Source organism: Clostridium vitabionis (assembly GCF_015351765.1).
GTDB lineage: Bacteria > Bacillota > Clostridia > Lachnospirales > Lachnospiraceae > Clostridium_R > Clostridium_R vitabionis.
The window spans coordinates 1-13,022 of record NZ_JADKQA010000003.1 but is presented as its reverse complement, the minus strand read 5'-3'; the positions used below and the strand labels follow the sequence as shown (position 1 = coordinate 13,022).

Here is a 13,022-nt window from a genome sequence, read left to right as displayed (position 1 = left end):
TGCTGGCCGCCCATGACTGAAAAACCTCGCCGTGGCAGAAGGGCGAAAAGTCGGCAGGAATCCGTAACAAGATTCCTGCCGGCAAAAAAAGTCTCAAAGTAACGCTTATTACAATTTGATCATTCGGCTAATCCGATTAAAGGTTGTTCTTTTCCGTACACTGGGTGAGAAATATAAGATCTGATCGGCTTTATCCTCAGGCACCTGTAAATCTTCCAGTGTTTTTTTCATCCCCAATCTCGTATACAGCTTTTCCAGATCTTCCGGTGTCGGAATACTGTTTACTATCTTCCGAATTTCAGGCCAGGCATGGATTAAATCTTCAGGAGATACCCCAGCCATAGCATCACTATCATTTTCAGCAGCAATACCCTCATAAAGGGAATCTCCCCAGAATTCCCGGAGTTCTTCTTCTGTCCAGAAACGATACTCCTGAACATGATTCTCAATGTCGTGAATGGAAACGAGCTTATGATACCATTGAGATATCATAATTTCTCCGACTCCAACCTTTTCTCCATGTAAACCATCGGAATGAACACCGATAGCAGGCGGTTCCATCTCGATCGTATGGGAGATGTGATGTTCCGCACCGCTCGCCGGCCTGGAATTTCCCATCATCTGCATGGCCAGCCCCGAAAGCAGCAGGGCGTAAATCAGCTGTGCACACGCTCCTTCCTCCCGGCTAACCACCTGGTCGCAGCATTCATAAACCGTCTGTACCGCCTTCATTGTCAATTCATGAATGCGGCTGCAAAAGTGTTCTCCTGTCACAGCAGAGGCTATCTGCCAATCCGCAAGCGCCGAGTATTTCCCGAGAATATCCCCGATTCCGGACAGATTTAAGCGAAGCGGTGCTTCTTTGATCACGGAGGTATCCGCAATGACAAGATCGGGAGCCACTCCCGGCATAGTCTTCTTACAACCTCTCCATGTCATCGCAGAAACCGTAGAGCAAAATCCATCAACGCTCGCAGCGGTTGGCATAGAAACAAAAGGGATCCCTAACTTATGGGCGCAATAGCGTGTGGTATCATGAATTGTCCCTGATCCGACAGCCACCAGATAACGCACAGTATGCCCCTTCAACTTAGATAATACGAAATCTGTTGCCCTTTCGTTGGCATGCAGGTTCTCCGGAGGCAATACAATCTCCAGTGAAGCATCCGGATGATTCAGCGCTTTCGCCTGATAAGTGTTTTCATCGTAAATTGCCGCAAATGAACCTTCGAAACCAAACTCACGAAGATAATCCCTGACATTCGCACTGGCATGGGACTCAATAATCGCCGCGCGTGTGGTCATCTTATGATTCTCTCCGCATTCGCACACGCCATTGAACTTCTGGCTTTCTATCCGCATACTTTCTCCCCTCCTATTTTTCCGCCCGCTCATCGAAGAAAATCGGATTCGACCAGGCAGAATGTCCCTCCTGATCCACACACACAACACGGATATAAGATTCCGTTCCCCGGAGATGGAAGGAGGCTTCTGTTATGGTTTCCCCTTCTTTAGCGAATATACTCTTTCCCCTGGGTTCATATGTCACAAAATGAATCTCCCGGCACGGCGAGCAGGTAACATAGACCTCGCCGGTTTCAGCATCCAGCGCAAAATCGACGATATCCGGTCCATTGGACGCGTAGAACGAGCCTGCCCACAAGGCATCAAGAATCGCCTGCTTGCTTCTCTCCGCGGCCTTCAGCCAGATCCATCCGCCATATAAATCCTCAGCTACGTGCTGGTCATCCACTGCCATAGCAAATACTTTCTTTCCTGCGCGCAGCAGCATATCCCAGAGAACTTCGGCATTTCCTCCATGGCAGAGATGTTCTGTGCCGTTATTGTAAACCTCAAATCCCTGATAACCCTCAAGACTCAGGATCTCTTCCCATGACATTCTGGACCATACCGGATGGGCCAAGGAAACAAATTGGCCATCTCCACACATCATATGGATCAGCTGCTGATCAGATTTTTCCCGGGAGGAATACCTGCGGCAAAGGTAATTGGTTGCTGTCTTTTCCGCGGCGGACAAGCCGGTCACATGGGTGCATTTGCCAGCGCTGTACTCAATATCGTGTTCCAGTCCTGTCAGGAGAATAAACTTCTCGTCGCTCAAATCGTCATGGGCGGCAAGCACATTGTGATCCGTGAGGGCCAGGAAACTATACCCTCTCTCCCGATACCCCCGGACTAGCTCTTCCGGCGTGAACCTGCCATCCGACACCGTGGAATGGCCATGCGTATTCCCCTTAAGCCAAACGCCATTTTTTGGAAAATATGATGTTCGCATAAGCTGTTATCCCTTTCCTGCTGTCATCAACCAAATACGGTCGGAAGCAATGTCGAAATTCCCGGAATAAACGTCACCAGAATCAGGGAAACCATCAGGGCAGCCAACAATTCTTTTCCCTGCTTTAAAAATTCCGGCATCTCTATACCGCACAGATTGCAACATTGATACATAACCGCGCCAAAGGGCGGGGTCAGCGCCCCGATGGAAAGGTTCAGGATGCAGACAATCCCAAAATGGATCGGGTTAATCTGCAGCTGCATGGCCACCGGATATAAGAGTGGTACCGCAATCATCAACACCGCAGAGCTGTCAACAAACATCCCCATGATCAACAGGATGATATTCACGACAATGAGAAATCCTATTCTGCCAACATTCATCCCGAGAATCAAACTGGTAATCTGCTGCGGAACCTGCGCATAGGTCAGGTACAGGCCAAACACCGTCGCCGAGATAATAATCCCGAAGATATTTGCCACGGAAACAAAAGCTTCCTTCAAAACCTTGACCAGATCCTGCCAATGGAGTTCTCGATAAATAAGCATGCCGACAATCAGGCACAGTACGCACAGAACGGCGCCGCCTTCCGTAGCGGTGAAAAACCCGGTGCGAAGGCCGATGATCAACGCCAAAATCATGAGAAGTGCCCAAAAGCACTCGGCTAAGCCTCGCAGAACTTCTTTGAATGAAGCTCTTTTCGTCCGGGTGGGCCTGTAGCCATCCCTGTGCGACACATAGGAGACGGCAATCATCAGGGAAATGCACATCAGGATTCCCGGGAGATAACCTGCCATGAACATATCCAACACAGAATTTTCCGTGATTGACGCATACAGGATAAGCATGACCCCCGGCGGGATCATCGGGGAAATCAACGCGGACGAAGCTGTAACAGCAGCCGAAAACCCTCTGTTAAATCCTCTCTTTTCCATTTCCGGAACGAGCATCTTACATTCCATCGCCGCATCCGCATTCGACGACCCGCACAGTCCTCCCATCAGGGTAGACAGCAAAACATTCACCTGCGCCAGGCCTCCCCACATATGGCCAACACAGATATCCGCAAAATTCATCATGCGGGATGTGATGCCGGTGTAATTCATCAGAAGGCCGACCGTGATAAAAAACGGGATCGCCATCAGATTCATATTCATCCCCGAGGAAACCATTTTCGACAGAATCATGTTCAGCGGCATTTCTGTCGCAATAAACCCGAAATAAAAGACCGCGCCTGACAGGAAGGCCATGGACACAGGGATTCTCAGCGCCAGAAGAATCATGACCAAAATCAAGGGCAGCCAGACGGTTATTCCGCTCATTGTTCCCCACCTCCCTGTTTTTTGTGAAATAACCGGCGAACGATCGAGAACAGACACCGGATCACCGCCGTTCCATAGCCAAATACAATGCTGGCATAGCCTACCGCAAGAGGAATTTTTGTTCCCGTGGCATATCGGTTGATATTGGTGCGGAACAATTTGCATCCCCAGTAAAACAAGTATGCCGCAATCGCCAGGATGATCACTTCCCGCAGGAAATCCAGAACCTTTCTTGCTCCGGGCGAAGCTTTCTGAACAATGAATTTCACATCAACGTGAGCATCCTTTTTGCAGAGATAGCCAAAGAACCCATAGCCGATCCATACATACGCGAGCAGGGCGATTGCTTCCAGCGTTACAGAATACGAGCCAAAAAATGTTCTCTTGACAACATTTATCGTGACCGGGACAATAACAATAATGATCGCCAGGCTGCCGAGCAGTTCCTCAAATTTTCCGCTTTCAAAAAAGTCAATGATTCTTTTCATTCCTGCCTCACCGCCAATATCTGAAGATCTTGTTCCGCTTTCGAATGGATGAGGAGCATCATCCGTTGGTTATTGCCAAATGATGACGCTCCTCAGCCAACTCATTGCTCGGAAAATAAATTTTCCCTTACCCTGTTACTTTTTCTTTGCGCGGATATCCGCTAACGTATCCAGAAGTTCCTGTCCGATACCATACTTGAGGACAAGATCGCCGCAACCGTTATCAATAAACGCCTGTCTGTCGCCATCGTTGAATACGACGCCCGCCTTCTCCATCTCTTCGCGCATCTTTCCTTCATTTTCCGTAGAATACTTGTTATAGCGGAGTCCGGCCTGATGCAGCTCATCCTCGATAATCTCCCGATACTCTTCCGGAATTGAATTCCACCAAGTTGTCGAGCAGAACAGGGCATCTGCCAGCGGCTGCTGGGAGAGAAGCGTTACCTGATTGACCATCTCATAGCTCTTTGTCGAGTACATCAGGCTGATTGACTGATCCAGGGCATCGATCACACCCGAAGAAAGTGCGCTCATCTGCTCCGAAGCAGCCATTCCCATCGGGCTGGCTCCCATAGCTTTAAAACACTCCAGATAGGTTGTCGAATTCGGCACCCGGATCTTCAGTCCCTTGATTTCTTCCGGATTCCTGTACGGCTTCTTTCCGATGACATGACGCATGCCGCCGACAAATGCGGCATTGAGCGCATGGATATTCTTTTCATCCATGTCGGAAACAAGCTTTTTGAACAGGTCGGATTCCATCACGTCCAGAAACTCCTGGCCGTCATTAAAGACAAACCCGCACTGCAGTGCGCTCGCATCATAATAAATATCTTCCCACTGGCTGTAGGACGCCATCAGCATCAGCGGTGAATTTGACATAACCGCTTCCACGCCATCCACCAAGTTGCCAAATGTGTTATTGGGATACAGGTTAACGGTCACCGCACCATTGGTGCGTTCCTCGATATTCTTCTTCGCGGTGTTTAACTCCACGCTGACCTGATCCATCTCCGTGTACGAGTGGGAAATGTTAATCGTAATGGGTTCTCCCGTCCCGGTACCGGTTCCGGACTTCTCTGATTCCGCCGCAGCGCTTGTCTCTGCCGCCTGGGAGGCCGCCGCGCTGCTCCCTGCTGTCTTTCCCGAACCCGAAGAACCACATGCGCAGAGACAGACGGACAGCACACCGGCCATAGCTAGAGCAATTTGTTTTTTCATACACTCCTCCTTTTTTTGCACATTCATGATGTTCATTCACGCCCTGAATGATATTTCTTTACATTTATTATAAACATGCCTAAATAATCTCGCAATTATAATTTATTTTTGTGCATTATCTATATATCGTTTGGAAATTGGTAAATTCTTTACTGATTATTTTATATTTCCTGAAATCCGGCCGATTTTCCCTGCAAAAGTTAAGTAAATATTTTACTAAAGTTTCTCATTATTTACTTCCGAAGATCCCGAGAAATTTCAAATTCTCCTTTTTACACAAAAACGCGGCAGAAAATTTGTCTGTTTTTCCGCCGCGTTTTCCTTGTCCTGATCTCCCCTACTTGGGGCATGGGCCTGTCGTCTTCCGTATGATCAGCCTGGGAAAGTACTCAATTTTCGTGATTCCGTTTGGGTTTTCTTCCGGCTTCAAGTCTCCACGGTCTCCATCAATCTTTCTGACCAGCATATCGACAGCTTCCCTGCCGGTAAGCTTTGAGTAGCTCTCCACCGAGGTCAGGGAGATTCCTCTATACTTGGTGACACAGGTATTATCACAGCCACACACAGAGTAATCCTCGGGAATACGATATCCGGCATCCAGGATGGCATCCATAATGCCGATGGCAATCATGTCATTCACCCCGACAAAGGCAGTCACCGCCTCATGCCGCTCAAGCAGTCCCTTCGCGATCAGATAACCCAGATCATATTCCTTCGGAATCTCCTTGAGGTGTTTCAACTCCTGTTCCGGAGAACATGCAAGCACACTGCCTTCGGGATCGCAGCCGTGTTCCTGATAGACTGCACGTATCCCCTCCAGCCTTCGTATCCTGGTAACCTGATTTGTATCGAAGGTCGAGCTGACCAGCGCGACACGCTTATGAGCAAGCTTGAACAGATACTCCCCGATAATCCGCCCGATTTGAAACCCATCCAGTTCAAAGACGTCGGAATCATTTCCAATATTCTTATCATTAATCCGGATAATCGGTTTTGTCCAATTGAATTGCTGAAATAATGTCTTATTTTCCGGCGGATATAAAAACAGGAGCCCGGCAATCGGAATCTGGCTGCACATATCCAGGATCTGTATTTCCTGTGAGGTCTTGCGGAAAGTATTGAACGAGAGCAGCGAATACCCCAGTTCTGATGCTCTGTTCTGCATTTCCTCAAGCATCTGGACATAGTACATATTCGCCATTGTCGGCGTGATCGCCGCAATCAGCTTTTTGTCTATTTCCTCATGAGTCCTGATTTTGTGCAGATATCCCAGCTTTTCACAGGCAATCAGCACCTTCCTGCAGGTCTTCTCGGGAAATTTATGCTCTCCTTTCCCATTTAATATCATAGAAACCGTGGTCTCTGAAACTCCGGCGCAGGCTGCCACATCCTTGGCCGTGACTTTTCTTTTACTCATCTTCATCAGCTTCCCATCCTAATTGGACTTTCCGGCTACAGTTCTTTTTCTATTTTACGGCGCAGACGAAAATTTTTCCAGAAAGACAAAAAAAAGCTTGCATCATACCCCTATAGGATAGATCGTAACCCTCCAGCAATCATCCATCATAGTGTATGTAATGATACCCTGTCTCATGGGCTTTGATGAAAGGACTTCATCCGCAAAGCTTGATTCCTCCTCTCGCTTGCGGTAGAATATGCCCAATCTTCGCTCCCGGCAGCATTACCCGCTGCCGCAAATCCAGCAAGACATCGGAGGTTAGCATTATGGATTTTCTTCAATTAGCAAAAGAAAGATATTCCTGCCGGAAACTCTCGGACAAGCCGGTAGAACAGGAAAAAATTCAGCAGATTCTGGAGGCGGCGCAGGCTGCCCCAACAGCGCACAACAAGCAGCCGGAAAAAATCTGGGTGATCTCGGATCCGGCAAATATCCAGAAACTTCGCGAGGCGACGACCTGTACGTTCGGTGCTGGGTTGTTCTTTGTCGTCGGTGCGAACCCGGAACAAGGATGGGTCCGTGAATCCGACGGCAGAAACTTTGCGGACATCGACGCGGCAATCATCGGCACGCATATCATGTTTGCCGCAGAGAGTCTCGGCCTGCACAGTACCTGGGTCGGCTGGTTTGATCCGAAAATCCTGAAAAAAAATTTCCCGGGAATGGAAGGATACGACCTGATCGCCATTTTTCCGGTAGGCTATGCGCTTCCCGAGGCACACCCCTCACGTCTGCACGGAGACCGGAAAGCCGTCAGCGAGATCGCGGAATTTCTCTGATCCGCCGGAGCCGCCGCGTTCAAACCCCGCTGCTCCCGCTTTTCATCCTTCTCCGCCCGGCCCAGGACGCGCGTCTTCCGGATTTCGGCCTTCTTTGTCCGATCCCTGCCTGCATTCTCCAGGGATTCCATCCTTGACGGTCACCCCAGTACCCCTTATGATGTTCTGTAGGCCGCTCCTTGGCCCTGGCAAATACTGTATCTAAGGAAAGGAATTAAAAAAAATGAAAATCGCTATCCCTTATGACAGCGGAAACGTATATCCACATTTCGGACGCGCGGAGCACTTCAAATATTACACCGTTCACGACGGACAGATTGTTCCAGGCGAAGTGATCAGCACCGGCGGCATCAGCCATGAAGCGCTGGCAGACCTGCTCGCCAATAATGGCGTTAGCCTGGTCATCTGCGGCGGGCTCGGCGACGGCGCAAAGGCCGCGCTCGATAATGCCGGGATCTCCGTCCTTACCGGCGTTGAGGGCAGCGCTGATGACGCAGTGGCAGCTTATGTCCGCGGGAAACTGACCGATTCCGCAGCCAACTGCAACCACGAGGAAGAAGATGGCTGCGGCGAGAGTGGTTGCGGTGGCTGCTGCGGTGAGAGCGGCTGCGGCGGTGGCTGCGGCGGTGGCGGCTGCGGCGGCTGGGAAAACGCAGAACCGATCATGGACGGCAAAAATGTTGGCAAGACTGTCCGCGTCCACTATGAAGGCACGTTCAACGACGGCTCCGTCTTCGATTCCTCCTACGACCGCGGCGAGCCGCTGGAATTCATCTGCGGCGTCGGACAGATGATCCGCGGATTTGACCAGGCGGTCGCGGAAATGGATCCGGGAGAAACCCGCCAGATCCATCTCATGCCAGAGGAAGCCTACGGCGCGCTTGATCCGAACGCTGTGCTCACCTTCGCGATCCGCGATCTTCCGGGATCCGAAAATCTGCAAATCGGCCAGCGCGTTCATCTCCACGCCGACAACGGCCAGGTTTTCCCAGTTCGCGTCACTGCCCGTGATGAGGAACATATCACACTCGACGCCAATCATGAGATGGCCGGAAAAGAGCTCAATTTCAAGATTGAACTGGTTGAGATTCTCTGATCCCATCTTTCGGATGGTTTTCATACCACCAGATCGTCGCCCACCAAAAAGCCCTGCCGCAGTATTTTTTCAATGCCGCGGCAGAGCTTTTTTTGCGCCAGGCGGCGCACAAAATGGACGTGTGAGAAAATGGGATTTTTCCACACGTCCGTCTATCCCCGCACCGGGGCGAAGTTTATTTTGTCGCGTCCATAAATTCCTGGATCAGGTGTTCCCGGAGTTCCTCATACATCTCCGACGCACGGCCGCCAACCGTTTTCCCGTCAACCGCCTCCGCCCTGAGACACAGGTTGCTGGAGCTCGTCACCAGCACTTCGTCCGCCTCCAGAAGGTCATCCAGATAATACGGCGTCTCGCTCACCGCATAGCCGAGCTTTTTGCACATCCGGATGAGATGCGCCCGCGCGATTCCCGGCAGGATCAGCTCATCCGCCGGCGCTGTGTACAGCACATGATTCCGGATAATATGGCAATTGCTGTGCGCGCATTCCGTCACTCTCCGCCCGAGCGGCGTCCTGCGCCAGAAAATCACTTCCTGCGCGCCTTCCCGCTTCGCGTGCTGGGAGGCAAGGACGGAAGGAAGCAGGTTCAGCGTCTTGATATTGCAGAGAAAGAACCTTTTGTCCTCCTCCGTGACCAGCTTGACCGGCTTTGTCCCGTCGTTGAACCCGGACGGCTTGAGCATAACCCACAGATTGCCGGGGACACTCTCGTCATACGTATGATTCCGGCTCTCATAACCGCCGCGCGTCACCTGGTAATACACAAACAGGTCTCCGGTATCCACCTTTTTGACCAGATGATTCAGCAGATCCCGGAGTTCCGCCTTCGTCACCGGCATCTTGATGCCCGCCAGCGCCGCACTGTTGAAAAATCGGTCAATGTGCTCGTCAATCGCGAAAATGTGATAATTCCGGCTCGGCCCCGCGTCATACACGCCGTCGCCGAACCAGTGAACACGGTCGTTCATCGGGACCGTCATCTCATCCAGCTCACCATATCTGCCGTTATAATACCCCAGCGTCTTCATTTTCCTCTTCCTCCCCCTGAAATCTCCTGAAGTGATATCTTTATTTTACCATACCGGCAAAGATAAGCAAATTTACTAAGTTCGGACAGCGCTTTCGCTTGTCCTCACTAAGCAAATTTGCATAGCCCGCACTAGACTCGCGCTTCGCCCGCGGGCTCGCGCTCTTTAAGTGCTCTGATAACCCAACCGGCAGCCACGCAGTCTTTTGACCGCGCAGCTGCCGGGATCATTACGATATTGGTATCTGCTGAACAGATAGAGATTTTTTGCAATCAAGCAAACCGTGCGCGCTCCGCACCCTCGATCTGCAGGGTCGTCTGATAGAATTTTGTCAGGGCCTCGATCGCGTAGCCGATATCCTTTACTCCCGCGGTCTCATAGCTGGAATGCATGGCCAGCTGCGGAAGGCCGATATCCACCGCATGGACACTGACCTGGGTATTGGACAGATTGCCCAGGGTGGATCCGCCCGCGCTGTCGCTGCGGTTCGCGAAGGCCTGCACCGGCACTCCGGCTTCCCTGCAGAGATTGGTAAATACCGCCCGGCTGAACGCGTCGGTCGTGTATTTCTGATTTGCGGCTTCCTTGACGACAACCCCCTTGTTCATCCAGGTGCAGTTGACCGCGTCGGTCTTCTCCGCGTGGTTCGGATGGACAGCGTGCGCATTGTCGCAGCTGACCAGGAAGGAACCGGCGACCGCCTGGTAGTAATCCTCGGGGGTTTTCCCCAGGCTATGATTGATGCGGTGAAGCACATCCTGCAGGAAGGTGGACATCGCCCCCTGTTTTGTGTTGGAACCCACTTCCTCATTGTCAAAGCAGCAGTACACATTGACGGTCCTGCTGTTCTTTGCCGCGAGAAAGGCCTTCAGGGAGACATACGCGCACTCCAGGTCATCCAGCTTCGGGCTGGAAATGAACTCCCCGGCATACCCCCAGACCGTCCCCCGCTCACGGTTGACCAGGAACAGGTCCCTGCCGAGAATGTCCTCCGCCCGGACGCCAAGTTCGCCGGCAATCATCGCGTCGAAAGCACCCTTTTTCAGTTCTCCCGCGGAGAACAGCGGGCACAGGTCAACCTGGCGGTTATATTTGTACCCGTTATTGACCTCCCGGTTAAAATGAATCGCGACATTGGGAATCAGCAGCAGATCCCTGTCAATATACAGGAGTCTTGCGCGGACGCCATCTCCTTCCCGGACAAGAACCCTGCCGGCCACTGTCAGCGGACGGTCAAACCAGGTATTGTCAATCATGCCGCCATACGCTTCCACATCCAGGCGGAGATATTCGCCCGGGCCGTTCAGCTCCGGCACACTCTTGATCTTGTAGGTCGGCGAATCGCTGTGGGAGGCGCACATCTGGAAATGATAATCTGTGAGCTCATCCCCGACGCGGAACGCAATGATACTGGAATGATTGCGGACCGTATAGTAATCTCCGCCCGGCTTCACCGCCCAGTGCGCCGCCTCGGGCAGGAAGGTAAATCCTGCCTGGTCCAGCATGCCCCGGATCGTCTCGACAGAATGAAACATGCTCGGGCTGTGCGCGATAAACTCCAGTAATTCCTTTGCTTCACTCATGATGCTATCTTTCCCTCTCTCTTCTTTATCGCCGGCAGGATAAGGCCCAGCGCAATCAGGACAAGCGGAGTAATCACATTCAGCAGCGTCGTGTACATATCGCCTTTCTTGTACATGCCCAGGATGCAGCAGGCACCCGTCAGGAAAAAGCACCACACGCCAAAGAACAGGGCGACCCCGTTATTCTTGACAAACTGATAGTCACGCGCGAATTTTCCAGACTGCCTGCGGAGCATGATGTAGGCGAAGAACACCCACAGGTAACGCATCGGCATGGTAACCGAATTCAGCTGGGTCAGCTGGCGCAGCACGGTATCGGCGTTCGGAACAAGGATCTGCGCGAGGATAATGGAGCCGGAAAGGATAACCACCATCCAGATTCCGTTGATATAAGCGCCGTACTTGTTCTTCTTCAGCAGTTTGGCCGGGATGAACTGGCGCGCGTCCTCATTGTCCAGCAGCATCCGAAGCGGCGCGTCGATGCTGACAACCAGCGTGGAAAACTGGCCGATCGCGTTGCAGGCCGCATAGATAATCATCAGGACATTGCCGACACCGTAATACTGGCCCAGCCTCTGGAATGCCCAGTAGGAACCGTTGGCATTGTAACCGTCGAAATTCGCATTGACCTCGTTGATATCGAACATCATGCCCATGGCGATGGTGCCGAAGATCGCGCAGACGATCACCATGACCGCCGCGAAGATCATGCTCCTCGGGAACCCCTTGGCCGGATCCTCCACCTTGTTGACATACGGGGAAATCTTCTCGCAGCCGCCGACGGCAAAGACGAGGATGGACAGGCTGCTGAAATACTTCCAGTCGAAGGTCGGGATCAGATTCTTCAAGCTGAAATCAACGGACAGATAACCGCCGCCCGGGTTGATTGCCGGAGCCGCGAACATCATCAGGATGTACAGGATACTCATCACGAACATACTGCTTCCGGCTAACGTCGCCAGCTTTTTCAGCGGGTTCAGGCCGCGGCTGGCAACCCAGCAGAAGAACAGCAGGACGGCAAAGGTGACCAGCTGGACCGCTTTTGTGTTAAAGGACTTATATGTCTCGGCATTCTGGAACACCATCCAGCTGAGCGCCTTCAGGCCGCCGGAGCCCTTCGACGCGATGTACGTCACGTGGCACGCCCAGTAGGTCCAGCCCGCATAGTACGCCGCTTTTGCACCGGTCGTCTCATAGATCCACGAGCTGACGCCGCCGCCGGAATTCTTGAATGCGGATCCGAGTTCTCCCACCATCAGCGCGTACGGTACAAAGTACAGCACGAACATCAGGATCCAGGAGAAGATCACCTGTGTCCCGTTGAAGTATATAAACCCGTTTAAGACATTTCCAAACCCCCAAAGGGTTGAGAAACACATGAACGAGAGCATATACCACTTGATTTTGTTCTGCGAGTTGTTCATTTTCCGTGTCTCCTTATATTCAGAATATAATTTACTTTCTCATAAGGTTACACAATTGTCAAACCTCGCAAAACCCAGAAAATCCGCGCATTACCGGGCGTCCGGCGTCATCCCGGGGAGTGCGGCCGCCCGTATTTCTGCCGTTTTTCGGACATTTTTCTATATTCCTGAGTGCTATTTTTGATAACTTATGGTTATGTCTATCTGAAAATCTGCACAGAAATAATATAGTGTGAACTCTTCAACTGAGTTCCACTAAAAGTTCCATTTCAACTTTGGACTCTAAAAAAGTAAGGAAATATGCGGGTTCCAGCCATTGCAGAA

Annotated in this window: 11 protein-coding genes; 2 read left to right on the top strand and 9 right to left on the bottom strand. The window is 51.5% G+C overall.

What is annotated here, in order from left to right:
- Positions 1 to 108: 108 nt before the first annotated feature.
- From ISF27_RS07230 to ISF27_RS07205, 6 genes are all read right to left on the bottom strand, one after another.
- Entirely contained in the window at positions 109 to 1,362 is a 1,254-nt protein-coding gene (locus tag ISF27_RS07230) for a sn-glycerol-1-phosphate dehydrogenase (protein WP_194610637.1), read from the bottom strand.
- Between the two features lie 13 nt (positions 1,363 to 1,375).
- The gene (locus ISF27_RS07225) at positions 1,376 to 2,296 is read right to left on the bottom strand and encodes a CehA/McbA family metallohydrolase (protein ID WP_194610635.1); all 921 of its coding nucleotides are present in this window, start codon (positions 2,294 to 2,296) and stop codon (positions 1,376 to 1,378) included.
- 26 nt (positions 2,297 to 2,322) lie between these two features.
- Positions 2,323 to 3,675 (bottom strand): TRAP transporter large permease, encoded by a 1,353-nt coding sequence (locus tag ISF27_RS07220; RefSeq protein WP_194610633.1) that lies wholly within the window; start codon positions 3,673 to 3,675, stop codon positions 2,323 to 2,325.
- Positions 3,615 to 4,106: a TRAP transporter small permease gene (locus ISF27_RS07215; protein WP_194610631.1), complete on the bottom strand. Its 492-nt coding sequence runs from the start codon at positions 4,104 to 4,106 to the stop codon at positions 3,615 to 3,617. The genes ISF27_RS07220 and ISF27_RS07215 overlap by 61 nt, the downstream gene beginning before the upstream one ends.
- A gap of 135 nt (positions 4,107 to 4,241) precedes the next feature.
- Positions 4,242 to 5,327 (bottom strand): TRAP transporter substrate-binding protein DctP, encoded by a 1,086-nt coding sequence (gene dctP / locus ISF27_RS07210; RefSeq protein ID WP_194610629.1) that lies wholly within the window; start codon positions 5,325 to 5,327, stop codon positions 4,242 to 4,244.
- A gap of 337 nt (positions 5,328 to 5,664) precedes the next feature.
- Complete coding sequence (locus ISF27_RS07205; protein WP_194610627.1) at positions 5,665 to 6,744, bottom strand: LacI family DNA-binding transcriptional regulator; 1,080 nt, start codon at positions 6,742 to 6,744, stop codon at positions 5,665 to 5,667.
- A 308-nt stretch (positions 6,745 to 7,052) separates the two neighbouring features.
- Here ISF27_RS07205 and ISF27_RS07200 point away from each other — a divergent pair, with 308 nt between their 5' ends.
- A complete protein-coding gene (locus ISF27_RS07200) occupies positions 7,053 to 7,565 on the top strand; it encodes a nitroreductase family protein (RefSeq protein WP_194610625.1) in 513 nt (170 codons plus the stop codon).
- A 223-nt stretch (positions 7,566 to 7,788) separates the two neighbouring features.
- On the top strand, positions 7,789 to 8,661 hold the full coding sequence (locus ISF27_RS07195) for an FKBP-type peptidyl-prolyl cis-trans isomerase (RefSeq protein ID WP_194610623.1): 873 nt from the start codon (positions 7,789 to 7,791) through the stop codon (positions 8,659 to 8,661).
- A gap of 175 nt (positions 8,662 to 8,836) precedes the next feature.
- On the opposite strand, the gene ISF27_RS07190 is transcribed toward ISF27_RS07195, so the two are convergent.
- The 3 genes from ISF27_RS07190 to ISF27_RS07180 all read right to left on the bottom strand — a co-directional run bounded on the left by ISF27_RS07190 (position 8,837) and on the right by ISF27_RS07180 (position 12,698).
- Positions 8,837 to 9,691, bottom strand: a complete 855-nt coding sequence (locus ISF27_RS07190; RefSeq protein ID WP_194610621.1) for an aminotransferase class IV — start codon at positions 9,689 to 9,691, stop codon at positions 8,837 to 8,839.
- Between the two features lie 272 nt (positions 9,692 to 9,963).
- Positions 9,964 to 11,274, bottom strand: a complete 1,311-nt coding sequence (locus tag ISF27_RS07185) for a M18 family aminopeptidase (protein ID WP_194610619.1) — start codon at positions 11,272 to 11,274, stop codon at positions 9,964 to 9,966.
- Complete coding sequence (locus ISF27_RS07180) at positions 11,271 to 12,698, bottom strand: amino acid permease (RefSeq protein WP_194610617.1); 1,428 nt, start codon at positions 12,696 to 12,698, stop codon at positions 11,271 to 11,273. The genes ISF27_RS07185 and ISF27_RS07180 overlap by 4 nt, the downstream gene beginning before the upstream one ends.
- Between the last annotated feature and the right edge of the window lie 324 nt (positions 12,699 to 13,022).